Annotated in this window: 15 protein-coding genes; 9 read left to right on the top strand and 6 right to left on the bottom strand. The window is 65.5% G+C overall.

Features of this window, described 5'->3' with window-relative positions:
• Positions 1–2 precede the first annotated feature (2 nt).
• From AAEU42_RS00770 to AAEU42_RS00730, 9 genes are all read left to right on the top strand, one after another.
• Positions 3–1,283 carry an NAD(P)/FAD-dependent oxidoreductase gene (locus AAEU42_RS00770; protein ID WP_342231607.1) on the top strand — a complete coding sequence of 427 codons (1,281 nt, stop codon included), beginning with the start codon at positions 3–5 and terminating at the stop codon, positions 1,281–1,283.
• The gene (locus AAEU42_RS00765) at positions 1,276–3,399 is read left to right on the top strand and encodes a molybdopterin-containing oxidoreductase family protein (protein ID WP_342231606.1); all 2,124 of its coding nucleotides are present in this window, start codon (positions 1,276–1,278) and stop codon (positions 3,397–3,399) included. The genes AAEU42_RS00770 and AAEU42_RS00765 overlap by 8 nt, the downstream gene beginning before the upstream one ends.
• Positions 3,400–3,401: 2 nt before the next feature.
• Entirely contained in the window at positions 3,402–3,920 is a 519-nt protein-coding gene (locus AAEU42_RS00760) for a 4Fe-4S dicluster domain-containing protein (RefSeq protein ID WP_342231605.1), read from the top strand.
• A 71-nt stretch (positions 3,921–3,991) separates the two neighbouring features.
• On the top strand, positions 3,992–5,353 hold the full coding sequence (locus AAEU42_RS00755; RefSeq protein WP_342231604.1) for a Na+/H+ antiporter NhaC family protein: 1,362 nt from the start codon (positions 3,992–3,994) through the stop codon (positions 5,351–5,353).
• Positions 5,354–5,496: 143 nt separating this feature from the next.
• Positions 5,497–6,027: an inorganic diphosphatase gene (locus AAEU42_RS00750; protein ID WP_342231603.1), complete on the top strand. Its 531-nt coding sequence runs from the start codon at positions 5,497–5,499 to the stop codon at positions 6,025–6,027.
• Between the two features lie 101 nt (positions 6,028–6,128).
• On the top strand, positions 6,129–7,295 hold the full coding sequence (gene glf / locus AAEU42_RS00745; RefSeq protein WP_342231602.1) for a UDP-galactopyranose mutase: 1,167 nt from the start codon (positions 6,129–6,131) through the stop codon (positions 7,293–7,295).
• 8 nt (positions 7,296–7,303) lie between these two features.
• On the top strand, positions 7,304–8,332 hold the full coding sequence (locus AAEU42_RS00740; protein WP_342231601.1) for a glycosyltransferase family 2 protein: 1,029 nt from the start codon (positions 7,304–7,306) through the stop codon (positions 8,330–8,332).
• A gap of 180 nt (positions 8,333–8,512) precedes the next feature.
• A complete protein-coding gene (locus AAEU42_RS00735; RefSeq protein ID WP_342231600.1) occupies positions 8,513–10,351 on the top strand; it encodes an NAD(P)-binding protein in 1,839 nt (612 codons plus the stop codon).
• A complete protein-coding gene (locus AAEU42_RS00730) occupies positions 10,345–12,081 on the top strand; it encodes a [FeFe] hydrogenase, group A (RefSeq protein WP_342231599.1) in 1,737 nt (578 codons plus the stop codon). The genes AAEU42_RS00735 and AAEU42_RS00730 overlap by 7 nt, the downstream gene beginning before the upstream one ends.
• Positions 12,082–12,214: 133 nt before the next feature.
• Here the strand turns inward: AAEU42_RS00730 and AAEU42_RS00725 are convergent, their stop codons facing one another.
• From AAEU42_RS00725 to AAEU42_RS00700, 6 genes are all read right to left on the bottom strand, one after another.
• Positions 12,215–12,799, bottom strand: coding sequence for a helix-turn-helix domain-containing protein (locus tag AAEU42_RS00725; RefSeq protein ID WP_342231598.1), 585 nt, complete (start codon positions 12,797–12,799; stop codon positions 12,215–12,217).
• Between the two features lie 117 nt (positions 12,800–12,916).
• The gene (locus AAEU42_RS00720; RefSeq protein ID WP_342231597.1) at positions 12,917–13,855 is read right to left on the bottom strand and encodes an AEC family transporter; all 939 of its coding nucleotides are present in this window, start codon (positions 13,853–13,855) and stop codon (positions 12,917–12,919) included.
• A gap of 33 nt (positions 13,856–13,888) precedes the next feature.
• Positions 13,889–15,109, bottom strand: a complete 1,221-nt coding sequence (locus AAEU42_RS00715; protein WP_342231596.1) for an aconitase X — start codon at positions 15,107–15,109, stop codon at positions 13,889–13,891.
• Positions 15,096–15,530 carry an aconitase X swivel domain-containing protein gene (locus AAEU42_RS00710; protein ID WP_342231595.1) on the bottom strand — a complete coding sequence of 145 codons (435 nt, stop codon included), beginning with the start codon at positions 15,528–15,530 and terminating at the stop codon, positions 15,096–15,098. The genes AAEU42_RS00715 and AAEU42_RS00710 overlap by 14 nt, the downstream gene beginning before the upstream one ends.
• A 26-nt stretch (positions 15,531–15,556) precedes the next feature.
• Positions 15,557–16,702, bottom strand: a complete 1,146-nt coding sequence (locus AAEU42_RS00705; protein WP_342231594.1) for a 2-methylaconitate cis-trans isomerase PrpF family protein — start codon at positions 16,700–16,702, stop codon at positions 15,557–15,559.
• 102 nt (positions 16,703–16,804) lie between these two features.
• On the bottom strand, positions 16,805–18,016 hold the full coding sequence (locus tag AAEU42_RS00700; protein WP_342231593.1) for a CaiB/BaiF CoA transferase family protein: 1,212 nt from the start codon (positions 18,014–18,016) through the stop codon (positions 16,805–16,807).

The raw sequence follows: 18,016 nt of genomic DNA, 5'->3' as shown, positions 1-18,016 counted from the left end.
CCATGAAAAAGATTGCCATCCTGGGCTTCGGCTGCGCCGGCTACCACTGCGCCAAGACCCTTCGGGAAGAGGGATATGACGGCGCCATCCATGTCTTTTCCGACACCAGCCTGCCCCCCTACAACCCCATGCTCACCACCTATTATGCCGGCCACCGGCTGCCCTGGGAGGGGCTCTTCCCCTTCGGCTCCCTGAAGGAGATCGCCCGCTCCCTGGGCCTCACCCTACATACCAGCAAGCCGGTGGAGCGGCTGGACCACACGGCCCGGGAGGTGGTCCTCGCCGACGGCAGCCGCCACGGCTTCGACGCCGCCCTCATCGCCACCGGCGCCCGGGTCTTTATTCCGCCTCTGCCCCATCTCCCGAAAGAAAACGTCTACGTCATGCGCACCCCCGCCGACGCCGAGGCCCTCCGGGCCCGGCTGGACCGGGGGGACGTGAGGCGGGCCGTGGTGGTGGGGGCCTCCATGGTGGGCATCAAGGTGGCCGAGCTCTTCCAGCGCGCCGGTGCCCGCTGCATCCTGGCCGATATGGCCCCCTCCCTCTTCCCTCTGGCCGCCGTCCCCGAGGTTGGTACCGAGCTGGGCCGGCGGGTGACGGAAAAGGGCGTGGAGCTCAAGCTGGGCGTGGGCCTGACCGCCATCGACGAGACCCCGGAGGGCCTGAAGGTCGCCTTCGGCAGCGACGTTTTGGACGCCGACGTGGCCGTATTGGCCATCGGCACCCGGCCCAACCTGGATTTTCTGGACAAAGACGCCCCCCTGGTGGACCGGGGGGTCCTGGTGAACGAGCGGATGGAGACCTCCGTCTCCGGTATCTACGCCGCCGGGGACTGCGCCAGCGGCTACAACATCCAAAGCGGCAGCCATCAGGTCATCGGGCTGTGGGCCAACGCCGGATACCAGGGCATCACCGCCGCCGGAGCCATGCTGGGCCGGCGGGTCAACTACCCCGGCAACCTGCTGCACAACATCACCCACTTCATGGACATGGACTTCATCGGCTTCGGGGACATCCGGGCCCAGGGAGAGGTCCTGCGCTATGAAAACGACGGCTTTTTCCTCTACGCCGTCCGCCGGGACGGCAAGCTGGTGCTGGTCAACATCGTGGACAACCACATCATCAGCGGCGTCATCAAAAACTACATGACCCGCAAATTCCTGGGGAGCAATGAGCCCATCAGCCCCATGCAGAAGGTCATTCTTCTGCGCAATGGCCTCACCGCCCCCGTCATCGAGCTGCTTGAAAACGCGCCCCTGGAAGGAGGACATTCCCATGGATGAAAAAGAGCGCCTGCTGCGCGCGAAGATCCCCGGCCCGGAGACCGGCATCGAGGTGAGGCACACCCTGTGCGACATCTGCTGCCCCTCCTTTCACTGCGGCATCGACGCCTATGTGAAGGACGGAAAGATCATCAAGGTGGAGGGCACCGCCGACCACCCGGTGAACCACGGCCTGCTGTGCCCCAAGGGCCTGTCCAACCGGCAGTACCTCTACCGGGAGGACAGGATCAAGACTCCCCTGCGCCGGGTGGGGGCCCGAGGCGAGGGAAAATTTGAGCCCATCACCTGGGACGAGGCCTACGCCGAGATCGCCCAAAAGCTGAACGCCATCAAAGCCGAGAGCGGACCGGAGAGCGTCCTCTTCTACTCGGGCTACTCCAAGTGGTACCGCCCCTTCCTCCACCGCTTCACCTACTCCTTCGGCTCCCCCAACTTCCTCACCGAGTCCAGCTCCTGCATGACCTCCACCTTCCTCAACTGGTGGGTCACCACCGGAAACCCCATGTGTTCCTCCGACGTGCTGAATTCCGGGGTCTTTCTGGGCTGGGCCTTCAACCCCTATTATTCCCGCCACCTGGCCGCCCTCAACGTGGAAAAGCGGAAGGCGGAGGGGATGAAGATCATCATCGTGGACCCCCGGATCACCCCCGCCTCCCTCCGGCTGGCGGACATCCACCTCCGCCCCCGGGTGGGCACCGACGGGGCGGTGGCCCTGGGCCTGGCCCACATTTTCATCCGGGACGGCAGGATCGACAAGCCCTACATCGAGAAATACGTCCACGGCTTTGAGCAGTACGCCGCCTATGTCAAGGACTTCACCCCCCAGCGGGTGGAGGCCCTCACCGGCGTCCCCGCCGGGCAGCTGGAGGAGGCCGCCGCCATGATCGCGGACAACCTCCCCCTGTCCATCAACGAGAGCGCCGCCCCCATCGGACACCACAAAAACGGCTTCCAGGCCTACCGGGCCATCATGTCCCTCTCCGCCATCCTGGGCTGCTTCGACCGCCCCGGCGGCCAGGTCCCCGTTCAGTTCAGCTACAACTATATGCCCGGCGGCTTCCGCACCCGGGAGGACGACTTCATTATGGCCCACCACCACCGGGTGACCGCCCCCGCCGTGGGGGCGGAGCGGTTCCCCGTGTGGAACGACTTCATCCACGAGGCCCAGGCCAACGACCTCTCCCGCCAGATCGAGACGGGCAGGCCCTACCCCGTCCGGGCCATGCTGGGCGTGGGCATGAACTACCGCATCTCCCCCGAGGATGAGCGGCTCAAACAAAACCTCATGAAGCTGGACTTCCTGGTGAACACCGAGCTTTTCCTCACCGACACCTGCAAGTTCTGCGACATCGTCCTCCCCGCCTGCACCTCCTTTGAGCGGGGAGAGCTGAAGGCCTACGGCGGCGGCCACCTCTTCGCCACCAAGCCAGTGGTGGAGCCCCTGGGCGAGGCCCGCAGCGACGCGCGCATCCTCTGCGAGCTGGCCCAGGCCATGGACCTGGACGACGAGCTCCTCCGCCAGGGCCCCGACGCCTGCTGGCGCTGGATCCTCCAGGACCTTCCCATCACCCTGGAAGAGCTGCGGGCCTCCGACAAGCCGGTGAAGCTCCCCGGCGTGGAGCCCTACGTCCCCGGCACCATGCTGGAACAAGGCCTGGACACCGCCTCCGGCAAATTTGAGCTGTGGTCCGAGGCCATCGCCAAATACCCCCAGCTGGACCCCCTGCCGGCCTACACGCCCCCCTTCGACACACCCTCCGACCCGGACTGGCCCTTCCACCTGTGCTCCTCCCCCCGCATCACCAACGCCCTCCACTCCCGCCTCCACAAGGTGCCCTGGGCCCGGTCCCTCCGGCCCGCGCCGGCGGCGGACCTGAATCCCGACGACGCCGCGGCCCTGGGCATCGCCCAGGGGGACGACATCGAGCTCTCCTCCCCCCGGGGGGCCATCGTGGTGAAGGCCAACCTCTCTTATAAGGTAGACCCCGGCATGGTCTATTTCTACCACGGCTACTCCGAGGCGGACGCCAACCTCCTCACCGACAACGAAGCCCTGGACCCCTACTCCGGTTTCCCCGCCTACCGGGACACCCGGGTCCAAATCAGGAGGATCTGACCATGGAAAAGATGATCTTTGACTTTGATCCCTCCAAGTGCACCTCCTGCCAGGCCTGCGTCATGGCCTGCATGGACCAGAACGACATCGACGCCGCCCATAAGCAGCACCCCTTCCGCAACGCCGCCGCCCTGGAGACCCGGGAGGGAGGGCGGGAGAAGTTCTCCTTCCTCTCGGTGGCCTGCATGCACTGCGAGGATGCCCCCTGCGTCCTGGGCTGCCCCTCCGCCTGCCTCTACAAGGACCCAGAGAGCGGCTTCACCCTTTACGACAACACCAACTGCATCGGCTGCCACTCCTGCGCCATGGCCTGCCCCTTCGGGGCCCCCTCCTTCGACGGCGAGGGGAAGATGGTCAAGTGCGACGGCTGCGTGGAGCGGCTGCGCCGGGGCATGGTCCCCGCCTGCGTCCGGGTCTGCCCCACCGGGGCCCTGACCTGCCGCCCGGAGAGCGAATACCACGAAGAACAGAGCGAGCGTTCCCTGCGCGCCCTGGCCCGCCACCTGCTGGAGGAGGGCTGAGGCGTATCACATAGCTTGGGAGGCGGCACTTCTGAGCGCAACGAACCGAGAGAGAATAGGGAGGTATTGTAATGAGTGAAAACAAGCGACTGGAATTCCACCTGGGTACCTTCGGCAAGCTGGTCCCCCTGCTGGTGGCCGTGGTCTTTATCATCTGGGCCGCCGTCAAGGGCTCCAACGTCAGCGGCTACATGGTGGCCTTCTTCATGGCCATCATCTTCGGCGTCATCCTGGTCAAGGATGAGAAGGCCTATGGCCAGGCCATCATCACCGGGCTCACAAAGCCCATGTTCCCCGTCATCGCCCTGGCCGTCATCCTGGCCGCCATCTCCGGCAAGCTGATCTCGGGCAGCGGCATGGTCCAGACCATCGCCGCCTACGCCGTGAACGCCGGCTTCACCGGCAGGCTCTTCGCGGCGGCCACCTTCCTCATCACCTGCCTGCTGGCCTTCTCCACCGGCACCTCCGTGGGCACCTACATGGTGGTCATCCCCATCCTCTTCCCCGTGGGGGTCATGACCGGCGTGACCCCGGTGTACATGCTGGGCGCCATCGTCTCGGGCGCCGCCTTCGGCGATAACCTGGCCCCCATCTCCGACACCACCATCGCCTCCTCCGCCACCCAGGGCGCCGAGCTGGGCAAGGTGGTGCGCACCCGGATCAAATACTCCATTCCCGCCGCCGTCATCGCCCTCGCCTGCTTCCTCCTCTTCACCAAGACCGAGACCAACTCCGCCATGCTGGAGGCCGCCCAGGTGGAGCCCCGGGCCCTGTCCCTCATCATGCTGGTGGTGCCCGTGGTCATCATCGCCCTGTGCCTGATGAAGAAGCACCTCATCACCGCCCTGGCCTGGGGCGTCATCGCCGGCGTGGCGGCCGGCCTGATCAGCGGCATCTACCACGTGGCCGATCTGTTGTCCTTCCCCGGCGGCTTTAAGGTTGCCGGCGCCCTGCCCGACTCCATCTCCGGCTGCATGGGCACCGTGGCCATGCTCATCGCCGTGTTCGCCCTGCTGGGCGTCATGGAGCAGAGCGGCCTCTTCGAGGACGTGGGCCGGGGCCTGTCCAAGCTGGCCAAGGGCCCCGCCAGCACCGAGGCCACCATCGTGGGCTGCGTGGGCATCCTCAGCATGATCACCGGCGTCATCTCCGTGGCCATCGTGGCCATGGGCGACCTGGTGAAGGAGCTGGGCGAGAAGGCCGGGCTGGACCCCTACCGCCGGGCCAACCTGATGGACTGCGCCGGATGCGTCTTCTGCTTCCTGGCCCCCTGGACGGTCCACTGCGTCATCCCCGCCCAGAAGGCCGCCGAGTTCGGCGAGGCCTTCGCCGTGGCCCCCGCCGCCATCCCCTTCGTCAACTTCTACTCCATCGCCATGCTGGTCATCCTGGTGGTGGCCATCGTCACCGGCTACGGAAGAAAGAGCAAATGACCGAAACTGCCGCCAACCAGACACAAGCGCCAGGGTTCTCACCCTGGCGCTTGTGTTTCCTTCTCCCTTGTATTTCCACCCAAAAGCGGCTATAATGAAATTGTATGTGACCGCCAGACCAGAATACGGAAGGAGTTTTTCCGATGAGTAATATTTGGCACGACATCGACCCCAAGCGGATCTCCCCCGAGGATTTCATCGCCGTGGTGGAGATCCCCCAGGGCAGCAAGAAAAAGTACGAGCTGGACAAGGAGACCGGCCTCATCATCCTGGACCGCATCCTCTACACCTCCACCCACTACCCCGCCAACTACGGCTTCATCCCCCGCACCTACGGCGACGACGGCGACCCCCTGGACGTGCTGGTGCTGTGCTCCGAGGTGCTGGATCCCCTGACCCTGGTGCGCTGCTACCCCATCGGCTACATCTCCATGCTGGACGACGGCAAGAACGACGAGAAGATCATTGCCATCCCCTTCGCCGACCCCACCTATAAAAACTACAAGGACATCTCCGAACTGCCCGACCACATCTTCGACGAGATGGCCCACTTCTTCACCGTCTACAAGACTCTGGAGGGCAAGGAGACCATGGCCGGGGACGTCCAGGGCCGGGAGGGCGCCATCGAGGTCATCCGAAACGCCATCCTCCATTACAAGGACAAATTCTGTTGATCTCCTTTTCTTTGCGGAAACTTAAGAGAAAATTCCTTTTTTCCAAGGCCGCTGTATGATAAACTATTTCTAACAGCGAAGAGAAGAAAAGGAGAAGGATCATGGCACATTATGATACGCTCGTCATCGGCGCCGGCTTCGCCGGGGCGGTGACCGCCGGAGAGCTGGCCCGCCGGGGCGGCAGGAACGTGCTGGTGCTGGAGCGCCGGGACCACTTGGGCGGCAACGCCTACGACTGTCTGGACGCCCACGGCGTCCTCATCCACCAGTACGGCCCCCATATCTTCCACACCGCCGACCGGCGGGTCTACGACTACTTATCCCAGTACACCGCCTGGACCGGCTACCAGCACAAGGTGGTGGCCAGCATCCCCGGGCCGGAGGGCCGCATGGAGCTGCCCGTCCCCTTCAACCTGGTCTCCCTGGAGGCGGCCTTCGGCCCTGATAAGGCCAAGGCGCTGGAGGAAAAGCTCATCGCCGCTTACGGCGCCGAAAAGAAGGTCACCATCCTGGAGCTGCGCCAGAGCCCCGACCCTGAGATCGCCGCCCTGGCCGAATATGTCTACGACCACGTCTTTGTGAGATACACCATGAAGCAGTGGGGCCAGAAGCCGGAGGAGATCGACCCCAACACCACGGCCCGGGTCCCCGTGTTCCTCTCCCGGGACTGCCGCTACTTCCAGGACCCCTACCAGGGGATGCCCGCCAAGGGCTACACCCCCATTTTCCAGCGCCTTCTGGACCATCCCAACATCACGGTGGAGCTGGGGCAGGACGCCGCCGCCCGCCTCACCCTGGGCGACCAGCTCCTGCTGGACGGGGAGCCCTTCGCCGGAGAGGTCATCTACACCGGCGCCGCCGACGAGCTCTTCGGCTGCCGCTTCGGCCGCCTGCCCTACCGCACCCTGGACTTCCGGTTCGAGACTTACGACAGGGATTTCTATCAGAGCCACGGCACGGTGAACTACACCATGGATGAGGACTTCACCCGCATCACCGAGTTCAAGCGCCTTACCGGCCAAGAGCTTCCGGGAAAGACCACCATTATGAAGGAGTTCTCCAGGGCCTACACCGGGACTGCCGGCGAGGTGCCCTATTACGCCATCATCAACGACGCCAACAACGCCCTCTACGGCCAATACGCCGCTCTGGCGGAACGGTATCCCTCCCTCCACCTCCTGGGCCGGCTGGCGGAATACAAATACTACAACATGGACGCCATCGTGGGCCGCGCCCTGGCCCTGACGGACAAACTGCTGGGAGGCTGAAGCCCGATATGGAAAAAATACTGACCTTTGCCGTCCCCTGCTATAACTCCGCCGCCTACATGGACCATTGCGTGGAGACCCTCCTCACCGGCGGGGACGACGTGGAGATCATTTTGGTGGATGACGGCTCCGTCAAGGACGACACCCCCGCTATCTGCGACCGGTATGCTGAGCGGTACCCCGATATCGTCAAGGTCATCCACCAGGAGAACGGGGGCCACGGCGAGGGTGTCAACCAGGGCCTTCGGAACGCCACGGGCCTCTATTACAAGGTGGTGGACTCCGACGACTGGCTGGACGTGGACGCCCTGCAACAAGTTCTGGCCAAGCTCCGGGAGTGTGCCCGGTGGCCGGAGCCCCTTGACATGCTCATTGCCAACTACGTCTACGAGCACGTGGAGGACAACACCCAGCGGGTCATGCGCTACCGCAACGTCTTCCCCGAGGGGAAGGTGTTCACCTGGGACGACATGGGCCGCTTCCGCCCCTCCCAATACCTGCTGATGCACTCGGTCATCTACCGCACCCAGCTTCTGCGGGACTGCGGGCTGGAGCTGCCCAAGCACACCTTCTACGTGGACAACATCTTCGTCTACCAGCCCCTTCCCTACGTCAAGTCCATCTACTACATGGACCTGGACCTCTACCGCTACTTCATCGGCCGGGCGGACCAGAGCGTCAATGAGAAGGTGATGGTGGGCCGGGTGGACCAGCAGGTGCGGGTCACCAAGCTGATGATCGAGGCCCACGACCTGTGGAAGGTGAAGCGGGACTACCCCCGTCTGGGCCGGTACATGCTCAGCTACCTGTCCATGATGATGACCATCTCCTCCATCTTCCTCAACATCTCCGGCACGCCGGAGTCCCTGGGGATGAAGACCGAGCTGTGGGAGTACCTGCGCACCGTGGACCAGGCCCTCTACCACCGGCTCAAGTACCGGGCCCTCTCCGCCGTGGGTGTCTTCCCCGGCTACCAGGGGCGGAAGCTCTCCGTCTCCCTCTACCACGTGGCCCAGCATATCTATAAATTCAATTAAATGGAAGCCAAAGGCCCGCCGGAGCGCTCCGGCGGGCACTTTTTTTGTCTTTTTCCAAAAAACCTAAAAAAAGTTCTTGCTATATATAAAATTTTTAGTACAATGGAAATAGCCAGAGACCATGGGGCAGATGATGGGCGGGGACCGGTTCGGGCCGCCAGAAGGAGTGGTAACAAGCAAATGAGCAGACTGGACGTCAAGACCCCCAGCCGGGCCCAGGACGTGGTGGACCAGCTCTACCGCGACATGGAGCGCCGCATCGCCGCCAGCCCCCCGGGACTGTGCCCGGTGGACATGGCCCTCAATTTCCTAAGCCTCTGCCAGGCCCAGACCTGCGGCAAGTGCGTGCCCTGCCGCGTAGGGCTCCAACAGCTGGCCAACATGATCCGCGAGGTGTTGGACGGCGAGCCGGACGAGCGCATTTTGGCCCGCATCGAGGAGACCGCCCAGGTGGTGGCCGCCACGGCGGACTGCGCCATCGGCATCGACGCAGCCCAGCTGGTCCTCACGGGCCTGAGAGGCTTCCGGGAGGACTACGAGGAGCACGTGCGCCACCACCGGTGCCTGGGCAGCGTGGGCAACCCCGTGCCCTGCGTAGCCATGTGCCCCGCCGGGGTGGACATCCCGGGCTATGTGGCCCTCATCAAGGCGGGGCGGTACGCCGACGCGGTGCGCCTCATCCGCAAGGACAATCCCCTCCCCACCGCCTGCGCCTACATCTGCGAGCACCCCTGCGAGGCACGCTGCCGTCGGAACATGGTGGATGACGCCATCAGCATCCGGGGGCTCAAGCGCTACGCCGTGGACCAGGCGGGGGAGGTCCCCCAGCCCGCTCCGGCGGCGGCCACCGGCAAAAAGGTGGCCGTGGTGGGCGGCGGCCCCGGCGGGCTGTCCGCGGCCTACTACCTGGCCCTCATGGGCCACAGCGTCACCGTCTATGAGCGCCGCAAGGCCCTGGGCGGCATGATGCGCTACGGCATCCCCAGCTACCGCTTCCCCCGGGAGCTTTTGGACGGGGAGATCAACTCCATCCTCTCCCTGGGCGTCACGGTACATACCGGGGTGGACGTGGGGACCGAAGTGTCCTTCGACACCCTGAAAAACGACTTTGACTGCGTGTATCTGGCCATCGGGGCCCACACCGACAAGAAGACCGGCATCCCCGGGGAGGACAGCGCCAACGTCATCTCCGCCGTGGAGCTGCTGCGGGCCATCGGGGACAACGACCTGCCCGACTTCTCCGGGCTGCGGGTGGTGGTCATCGGCGGCGGCAACGTGGCCATGGACGTGACCCGCAGCGCCATCCGCCTGGGGGCCAAGACCGTCACCTGCGTCTACCGCCGCCGTCAGGCCGACATGACCGCCCTGGCCGAGGAGGTGGAGGGCGCCGTGGCCGAGGGGGCCGAGCTTTTGACCCTCCAGGCCCCCGTCCGCATCGAGGCCGACGGCGACGGCAAGGCCGCCGCCTTGTGGACCCAGCCCCAAATCCCCGGTGAGCTGGACGGCCACGGCCGGCCCAAGCCGGTGAACGCCGACGTGCCTGAGCGGCGCATCGAGGCCGACCTCATCATCGTGGCCATCGGCCAGGGGGTGGAGAGCCGGGGCTTCGAGCAGGGCGGCATCAAGGTCCAGCGGGGGGGCACCCTGCTGGCCGACCCCAGCACCCACCTGCCCGACCAGGGCGGCGTCTTCGCCGGGGGCGACTGCGTCACCGGCCCCGCCACCGTCATCCGGGCTATCGCCGCGGGCAAGGCCGCGGCGGCCAACATCGACGAGTACCTGGGCTTCCACCACGCCATCACCACCGACGTGCAGGTGCCTCTCCCCGGCTTCGCCGACCTGCGGCCCAAGGGCCGGGTCAACCCCACGGAGCGGGAGGCGGCGGAGCGTAAGGGCGACTTCGCCTGCGTGGAGTGCGCCATGACCGACCAGGAGGCCCGGCAGGAGGCCGGGCGGTGCCTGCGGTGCGACCACTTCGGCTACGGCATCTTCAAAGGAGGGCGGATCAGAACATGGTAAACATCGTAATCGACGGCAAGCGGCTTGCCGTGGCGGACGGCACCACCATTATGGAGGCCGCCCAGCGGGCGGGCACTCCCATCCCACATCTGTGCTACCTCAAGGATCTCAACGAGATCGCCGCCTGCCGCATGTGCGTGGTGGAGGTGGAGGGGGCCGAGCGGATGGTCACCGCCTGCAACAACCAGGTCTTTGAGGGCATGGTGGTCCACACCAACACCCCCGCCGTCCGGCAGGCCCGGAAGACCAACCTGCGCCTCATCCTCTCCCAGCACGACTCCAACTGCACCGTGTGCATCCGCAGCGGCAACTGCGAGCTGCAAAAGCTGGCCCAGGACATGAACATCCACTACCAGCCCTACCCCGTCCAGCCCGAGCGGGCCCGGGTGGACCTGTCCGTCCCCGTGGTGCGGGAGGCCAGCAAGTGCATCAAGTGCATGCGCTGCGTCCAGGTCTGCGACAAGATCCAGGATATGCACATCTGGGACGTGTCGGGCACCGGCTCCCGGACCACCGTGGACGTATCCCTGCGCCGGAAGCTGGGGGACACCGACTGCACCTTCTGCGGCCAGTGCGTCACCCACTGCCCCACCGGGGCCCTCACCGTCCGGGACGACACCGGCCGGGTGCTGAAGGCCCTGGCCGACCCCGAGCTCACCACCGTCATCCAGGTGGCCCCCGCCGTGCGGGTGGCCTGGGCCGAGAGCTTCGGCCTCTCCCCCGAGGTGGGCACCGCCGGGCGGATGGTGGCCGCCCTCAAGCGCATGGGCTTCAACTACGTCTTTGACACCAACTTCACCGCCGACCTCACCATCATGGAGGAGGGCAGCGAGTTCCTGGAGCGCTTCACCCACCGTGACGGCTACTCCTGGCCCATGTACACCTCCTGCTGCCCCGGCTGGGTGCGGTTTTTGAAGTCCCAGTTCCCCGGCCAGGTGGCGGGGCTGTCCACCGCCAAGTCCCCCCAGCAGATGTTCGGGGCGGTGGCCAAGAGCTATCTGGCCCAAAAGCTGGGGCTGGACCCCCACAAGATCTTCGTGGTGTCCATCATGCCCTGCTCGGCCAAAAAGGCGGAATGCGCCCTGCCCTCCATGAAGGACGCCTGCGGCGACCCGGACGTGGACGTGGTCCTCACCACCCGGGAGATGGACCGGCTGCTGCGCAGCGACTGCGTCCTCCCCGGCGACCTCCCCGAGGAGAAGTTTGACTCCCCCTTGGGCACCGGCACCGGCGCGGCGGTCATCTTCGGGGCCACCGGCGGCGTGATGGACGCTGCCCTTCGCAGCGCCTACTATCTGGTCACCGGCTCCAACCCGGACGCCGACGCCTTCACCGCAGTCCGGGGCAGCAAGCCCTGGAAGGAGGCCGTTTTCACCGTCCCCGGCGCCGGGGACGTGAAGGTGGCGGTGGTCAGCGGCCTTGGTAACGCCCGGGCCCTCGTGGAGGCGGTGGAGGCCGGCGAGGTCTCCTACGACTTCGTGGAGGTCATGGCCTGTCCCGGCGGCTGCGCCGGGGGCGGCGGCCAGCCCATCCACGGCGGCGTGGAGCTGGCGGAGCCCCGGGGCAAGCGCCTCTGGGAGCTGGACGCCAAGGCGGACATCCGCTTCTCCCATGAGAACCCGGAGGTCCAGGCCCTCTACGCCGAATACCTGGGCCAGCCCTTGGGCGAGAAGTCCCACCACCTCCTGCACACCGACCACGAGGCCTGGCGGATGCCCAGCCAGCGATAAATCAACGGCAAAAGGCCGGGGGATGTACGAAAGCGTACATCCCCCGGCCTTTTTGTCTCCTATGGGCTTTCCCACCTTGGGGAGATGGCCCCCAAGCCCCGCCGGAGCGGGCCGGGGTTCCTTCCCTCAGACACTACTTCACCCGGAACAGCCCGTGCCGGTTGCAGCAGGCGTAGAGGACGCTCCCCACCCCACGCTTGGTGAACCGGGCCTCGGGGACCTGCTCGGGCCAGAGCTTCACGATCTCCACCCCCCGGTCGGTGGCCTGGGCGAAAAAGGTGAGGAAATGCCCCTTCTCCATGGGGTGGTCTGCCCGCACATACCACTCCCCGTCCACCTCGGACAGGGTAATGGCGTGGGCGCCGTCCGCCTCCTCCGCCTCCAGGGGCGGCAGGGCCACCCCGCAGCAGTGGAAGGCCCCCTCCCCCATGGCGTGGATCACGTTTCCGCACACCGGGCAGAGGTAGAACTTGCCCCGCTTGGGGTTGGCAGAGCGGTTGGCGTTGGTGATCTGCTCCCCGGACAAAAGCTCCGCCACGCTCACCCCAAGGGCCTGGGCCAGCGGCTCCAGCAGGCTCAGGTCGGGCAGTCCCCGGCCCGTCTCCCACTTGCTCACCGCCTTATCGCTGACCCCCAGCCGGTCCGCCAGCTGTTTTTGGGTATATCCTTTCTTCTCCCGGAGGACCTTCACGGCCGTCCCGGTCACATAATTGCTCATTTTATTCGGCTCCTTTCTCTCCATGGTCCCAGCATACCCCAGATGGAGAGAAAGGGCAACCTACGCTTGGTAGAGCGGCACAAGGGGGGCCTTCCGTCCACACCCCTGAGGCCCCTTTTAGATCAGGGCCAACTGTTTGAGCCAGAATATCCACAAAAACAGGGTGAGCATGGAACACAAGGTGGTCCCCACCACCACCTGGCCCGCCAGGACGCCGTCGGCCCCGGCCTGCTGGGCCATGCTGAAGGAGGACACCGCCGTGGAGGAGGCGCTCATGACCAGCAGGGCCCCCAGGTCCACCCCCCGAAAGCCCCACAGCACGGCAAGGCCCGTCACGAGGGCGGGAAACAGGATCAGCTTGCCCACCAGGCACACCGCCATCCTTCCCCCGCTCCCCCGCAGCTGGGAGAAATGGAACATCCCGCCCAGCACCAGCAGGGCCAGGGGCGTGGCGATGGCCGACAGGTCCCGGAGGGCCACCACCACCAGCTCCGGCAGGCGGATCCGGGCCAGACGCAGGGCCAGGGCCAGGGCGGCGGCGATCAGCAGAGGATTCCGGCACAGTTCCCGCCCGATCTTTCCAGGCCGGATGCTCTGCCCGCGAAACACCTCCAGCGCAATGGCACAGAGGACGTTATACAGCGGCACGACCACGGCGATCAGCATGCTGGCGTGGTCCAGATCCTCCCCTCCGTAGAGGGACTGCAGCACCGGCAGCCCCAACAGGAGGCAGTTGCCCCGGAAGATGCCCTGGACCATCACGCCCCGCCGGGTGTTTTCCTTTTCAAACACCGGCACCAGGACCATAAGCAGCAGGAATACGGCCACGTTGACCAGGACGCCGAAGGCCAGCAGCTTGGCGGCGGAGCCCCCCTCCACCCGGGCCGTGTAGATGTTGCAGAACAGGAGTGCGGAGAGGAGCACATGGTAGACCAGGGTGTTCAGCTTTCGCAGAAAGCCGTCGTCCATCATGCCGATCTTCCGCAGAAAATAGCCCAGGGCCAAAAAGAAGAACACAGGAAACAGGGCGGAAAAGGAGAGATATAGGTTATTCATCTCCCCGCCTCCCCAAAGAGCATGCCCGCCCGGTCAATCCTCCCAGCGGCCGGTGACGGCCGCCCGGACACATTTCTCCTCGTTTCCGTACCACACGTCCAGTCCGTTGCCCCCGGGCGCGTAAAAGGCCATCTTGGGGGAGTGGGTGACCATGGTCTTAAAGCCCAGCACTTCGGGATTTCCCAGCACGACGCACAAATCCTGGGTCAGCACCGCGCCGGCGTCCTCGATGGTCTTTTGGTACCCCAGCTCCTTGGCCATGGCCTTCACCGCCATGTTGGTGTGGATCCACATGGTCACCCCGTCCTTGACCTTCTTGCCCTGAAGCAGGCCGGCCAGCTGGGCCACCTGATTCAAGCTGCAGTGGGGACAGCCCAGCGCCACGAAGTCCACGTCCCTGCTCTTCCCCGAGGTCAGATTGTCGTAGCCCTGGGCCAGCTCCTTTTCACCCAGCTCCACCACCTCGTACCGCTTTCCCCGGAACACTGTCTCCAGGTCGGGGGCCTCCGGGGTCAGCCCTATGGCGTGGAAGAGGGCCACGCCTCCCGCCGAGGCCAGGGCGGAGCCGAAGTAGACCAGCTCCTCCGTGGAGGGACGGCCCAGCCCCTCAAAGACGGGGATCTTCTCCCCCACCATCTTCCCCACATAGTTGCCCAGGGCCCCGTAGTCGGTGATCCCGTGGAGGGGGACGGTGACCCGGAACAGGATGTCACCCCTCCGGTTTTCGTCCAGGTGGAGGCCGTAGCACGGCGTGAAGCCCGTGATCCCGGCGGCCCACGCGCTGGGTCCCCCCTCCCGGTTGTCCCGGGCCCCCAGCACGGAGTTCGTGAACACCACGGCGGAGGACTCGGCCCAGGCGATGTGCTCGCCGAACCGGGGCAGGAAGCTGTAATAATAAGGCACACAGGAGGAGGTGCCGAAGCACCCCATGGCCTCGTAAGCCTTCTCGATCCGCATCTGGGGCTCCACCCAATCGGCGGGCAGGCCCAGGTCCCGGCTGCGGTCCACCCCGATCACGTTCATGGTGGTGGGCACGACCACCCGGGCCCCCTTGGCCGCCATGTCCTCCGCCCACTTCATCCCGGCGATGCCGTGGGATTTGAGGGACAGCCCGGCGCAGTGGGCGCTCTTGATGGGGATAAGCTCCTCCGCCCCGTAGATCTCACCCAGGGCACAGAGCATCTCCATGGCCACCTGGACCGGCTCGCCCCGGCCGCCGTCCAGCATCCCTTTTTGCTCGTCAGTCAGCCTCATGCGGCAGCTCCCCTTTCTTGGTGACGGTCACCGTCCCCCGGATGGCGTCCACCTTCACCCAGTCGCCGTCCTCGATGATGGAAAACGGGTCGGTCTCCAGGTGGTCCACCACGGGGATCTTCCCCATGATGGCGCCCACGGCGATGATGGTCTCTGTATTCAGGTTGATGATGGCCGCGGGGGCCGTCCCCTCGCAGGCCACCTGATATACCACATAGGAGCCGCCGGTGCTCCCCTTCCCGTGGGGGAACAGAAGGACCTTCCCCCGGAAGGACTTCCCCTCCAGCTGATGGTTGTGCTCGGTGATCACGCCGTTGGGCACGTCCACGCCGAAATTGAAGCCGATGGGCTGGCGGCAGACCAGGGCCTCCCCCTCGCCCACGCCCTTGCTGATGGGGCGGCAAGCTACTGTCTGGGACATTGCCGACACTTCCTTTCTCCGCCCGGTCACAGGCGGTCGTTTTTCACATAGCAGGTCCCTTCCATGATGCGGCGGGCCGTGCGCTCATAGGCCAGCCGGAGGAAGGCGGTCCCCTCGGGGTCCGCGGCCTGGGCGTCCACTTCAATCACGCCGCCGGGGTGGCCGATGCGGAGCATGTTCCGGCCCTTGGCCTCCTCGGAGAGCTGCTTGTAGACCAGCGTCCCCGGGATGCGGGCCGCCGCGCCGGTGCAGACCGTACCGGTGCCGGGATAGGTCTTGTGCATGTGGAGCATGAAGCTCAGGCGGCTGACCAGGTCGATCTCCTCCGCCTTCACCTTGTGGCCGTCGATGGCCACGGTGTAATCCGCACTCTTGCTGACGATGGCGAAGAAGGGGACATAGGCGCTTTTCTCCGTGGCCTCCCGAATCGTGGCGGCCATGCCGATTTTTACTGTGCAGGCGGCCCGGATGGCCTCCATTTTGTCGGTAAGGGCCTTATCCTTCTCGATTTCGGCGCAGGTCTCGGTGCCCTTCAGCCCCAGGCTGGCGGCCTCGATGAACACCACCACGTTGCCCGCGTCCACGATGGAAACCTCGAAGTCGCCGTACCCCTCGGCGTGGATCACGTCGGCGGGGTTCCCCGTGGGCAGAATCTTCCCGGTGGTGGAGCCCGCCGTATCGCCGAAGTCCAGCATGATCCGGGCCCCGGTACCGGGGACGCCGTCCAACTTACAGTCTCCCATGACCTGGGCCTTGCCGTCCTTGACGGGGACGTCGGCCACCAGGATGCAGTTGGTGTTGACCTGGTGGATGCGCACCCGGGTGACCGGCTCGGTGATGGGGACCATCCCCTCGTCGATGGCGAAGGGGCCCACGGCGGCGGAGATGTTGCCGCAGTTGCCGCCGTAGTCCACCAGGTCCGTGTCGAAGCTGACCTGGGCGAAGGTGTAGTCCACGTCGGCATCCTCCCGGGTGGGGGGGCCGATGATGGCCAGCTTGCTGGTCAGCACGTCCGCCCCGCCCAGGCCGTCGATCTCCCGGATGTCCGGCGTGCCGAAAATACCGCGGATCACCCGATCCCGCTGGGCCGGGTCCCGGGGCAGCTCGTTTTCCTTGATGAAAATGCCCTTGCTGGTCCCGCCCCGGTGGATCACAACTTTGTAAGGCGTCATTTGGGGATGCATATGGTCATCGATCCTTTCCTGTTCCAAATTTTGTTGTACATGTATGCGGCTGGCTCTTCCGGGATATTTCCGCCTCCCTGGGGAATGGCCTCAGATCACACCGGCGGCTGTGAGGCGGCAGAGGTCTTCGGCGGATAAGCCCAGCAGGCCGCCGTAGACCGCCTCGTTGTCCTCCCCCAGCAGGGGGGCCGGCTTGCGGGGACAGGCCTTGGTCCGCGTCAGCTTTTGGGGCGCCGCCGTGATTTGGAGCCGCCCGATGCCGGGCTGGTCGATCTCCGGGAACATCTCCCGGGCCCCGGCGATCTGCGGGTCTCTCACCAGCCGGTCGATGGTGTTCACCGCGCTGGCCGGACAGCCCGCGGAATTGAGCTTATCGTCGATCTCATCGATGGTGTACCGCCGGGTCCACTCCGACACCACCTCCCGCACCTGTTCGTGGTTGGCCACCCGGTCCTTGATCTCCCGGAAGCGGGGGTCCTCCTTCAGCTCCGGACGCCCCATGACCTCGCAGAGGATGCTGAAGAGCTTGTTGTTGCCGGCGGCGATGATCACGTCCCCGTCCTTGGCCGGGAAGGAGTCGTAAGGATAGGTGGACTCATAGCGGTTCCCGATGCGCTCGGGCACCCGGCCCGTGGCCTGATAGATCATGGTGATGTTCTCCATGGCGGAGGCCACCGAGTCCACCAGCGCCACGTCCACCATCTCTCCCAGCCCGGTTTTCTGCCGGTTCACCAGCGCCGCCAGCACCCCGACAGCCAGGTTCAGTCCCCCCAGCACGTCGCCCATGGGGGTGCCCACCCGGGTGGCCGGGCCTCCGGGCCAACCGGTGGTGCTCATCAGCCCGCCCATGGCCTGGCCCACGATGTCATACCCGGCCCGCTTGCTGAGGGGGCCGGTGTGGCCGAAGCCGGAGACCGCGCCGTAGATGATGCCGGGGTTGGCCGCCTTGAGCGCCTCATACCCCAGCCCCAGCTTTTCCATGGTGCCGGGGCGGTAGTTCTCAATGACCACGTCCGCCTTTTTCACCAGCTCCAGGAACAGCTTTTTCCCCTCCGGGTCCTTCAGGTTTAGGGTGCAGCCCATCTTGCTGCGGTTGAAATTGGCGTAGTAGACGCTGTTGTCGTTGATGAAGGGCCCCATCTTGCGGGTGTCGTCCCCGCCGTTGGGGTTTTCCACCTTGATGACCGTGGCCCCCATGTCCGCCAGCAGCATCCCGCAGTAGGGGCCCGCCAGCACCCGTGTCAGGTCCAGCACCACGCATCCGTCCAGCAGTCCAGCCGTCTTTGCTTCCTTTGCTTCCAT

Origin of the sequence: Pseudoflavonifractor phocaeensis (genome assembly GCF_038439875.1) — a bacterium.
GTDB lineage: Bacteria > Bacillota > Clostridia > Oscillospirales > Oscillospiraceae > Vermiculatibacterium.
This window is presented reverse-complemented; position numbering and strand designations above follow the sequence as displayed.

Excerpts from the sequence above, each read along its gene's own strand:
- AAEU42_RS00750 (WP_342231603.1), top strand. The coding sequence starts at position 5,497 with ATGAGTAATATTTGGCACGACATCGACCCCAAGCGGATCTCCCCCGAG.
- AAEU42_RS00765 (WP_342231606.1), top strand. The coding sequence starts at position 1,276 with ATGGATGAAAAAGAGCGCCTGCTGCGCGCGAAGATCCCCGGCCCGGAG.
- AAEU42_RS00730 (WP_342231599.1), top strand. The coding sequence starts at position 10,345 with ATGGTAAACATCGTAATCGACGGCAAGCGGCTTGCCGTGGCGGACGGC.
- AAEU42_RS00760 (WP_342231605.1), top strand. The coding sequence starts at position 3,402 with ATGGAAAAGATGATCTTTGACTTTGATCCCTCCAAGTGCACCTCCTGC.
- glf (WP_342231602.1), top strand. The coding sequence starts at position 6,129 with ATGGCACATTATGATACGCTCGTCATCGGCGCCGGCTTCGCCGGGGCG.
- AAEU42_RS00720 (WP_342231597.1), bottom strand. The coding sequence starts at position 13,855 with ATGAATAACCTATATCTCTCCTTTTCCGCCCTGTTTCCTGTGTTCTTC.
- AAEU42_RS00700 (WP_342231593.1), bottom strand. The coding sequence starts at position 18,016 with ATGGAAGCAAAGGAAGCAAAGACGGCTGGACTGCTGGACGGATGCGTG.
- AAEU42_RS00755 (WP_342231604.1), top strand. The coding sequence starts at position 3,992 with ATGAGTGAAAACAAGCGACTGGAATTCCACCTGGGTACCTTCGGCAAG.
- AAEU42_RS00710 (WP_342231595.1), bottom strand. The coding sequence starts at position 15,530 with ATGTCCCAGACAGTAGCTTGCCGCCCCATCAGCAAGGGCGTGGGCGAG.
- AAEU42_RS00770 (WP_342231607.1), top strand. The coding sequence starts at position 3 with ATGAAAAAGATTGCCATCCTGGGCTTCGGCTGCGCCGGCTACCACTGC.
- AAEU42_RS00725 (WP_342231598.1), bottom strand. The coding sequence starts at position 12,799 with ATGAGCAATTATGTGACCGGGACGGCCGTGAAGGTCCTCCGGGAGAAG.
- AAEU42_RS00735 (WP_342231600.1), top strand. The coding sequence starts at position 8,513 with ATGAGCAGACTGGACGTCAAGACCCCCAGCCGGGCCCAGGACGTGGTG.
- AAEU42_RS00705 (WP_342231594.1), bottom strand. The coding sequence starts at position 16,702 with ATGACGCCTTACAAAGTTGTGATCCACCGGGGCGGGACCAGCAAGGGC.
- AAEU42_RS00715 (WP_342231596.1), bottom strand. The coding sequence starts at position 15,109 with ATGAGGCTGACTGACGAGCAAAAAGGGATGCTGGACGGCGGCCGGGGC.
- AAEU42_RS00740 (WP_342231601.1), top strand. The coding sequence starts at position 7,304 with ATGGAAAAAATACTGACCTTTGCCGTCCCCTGCTATAACTCCGCCGCC.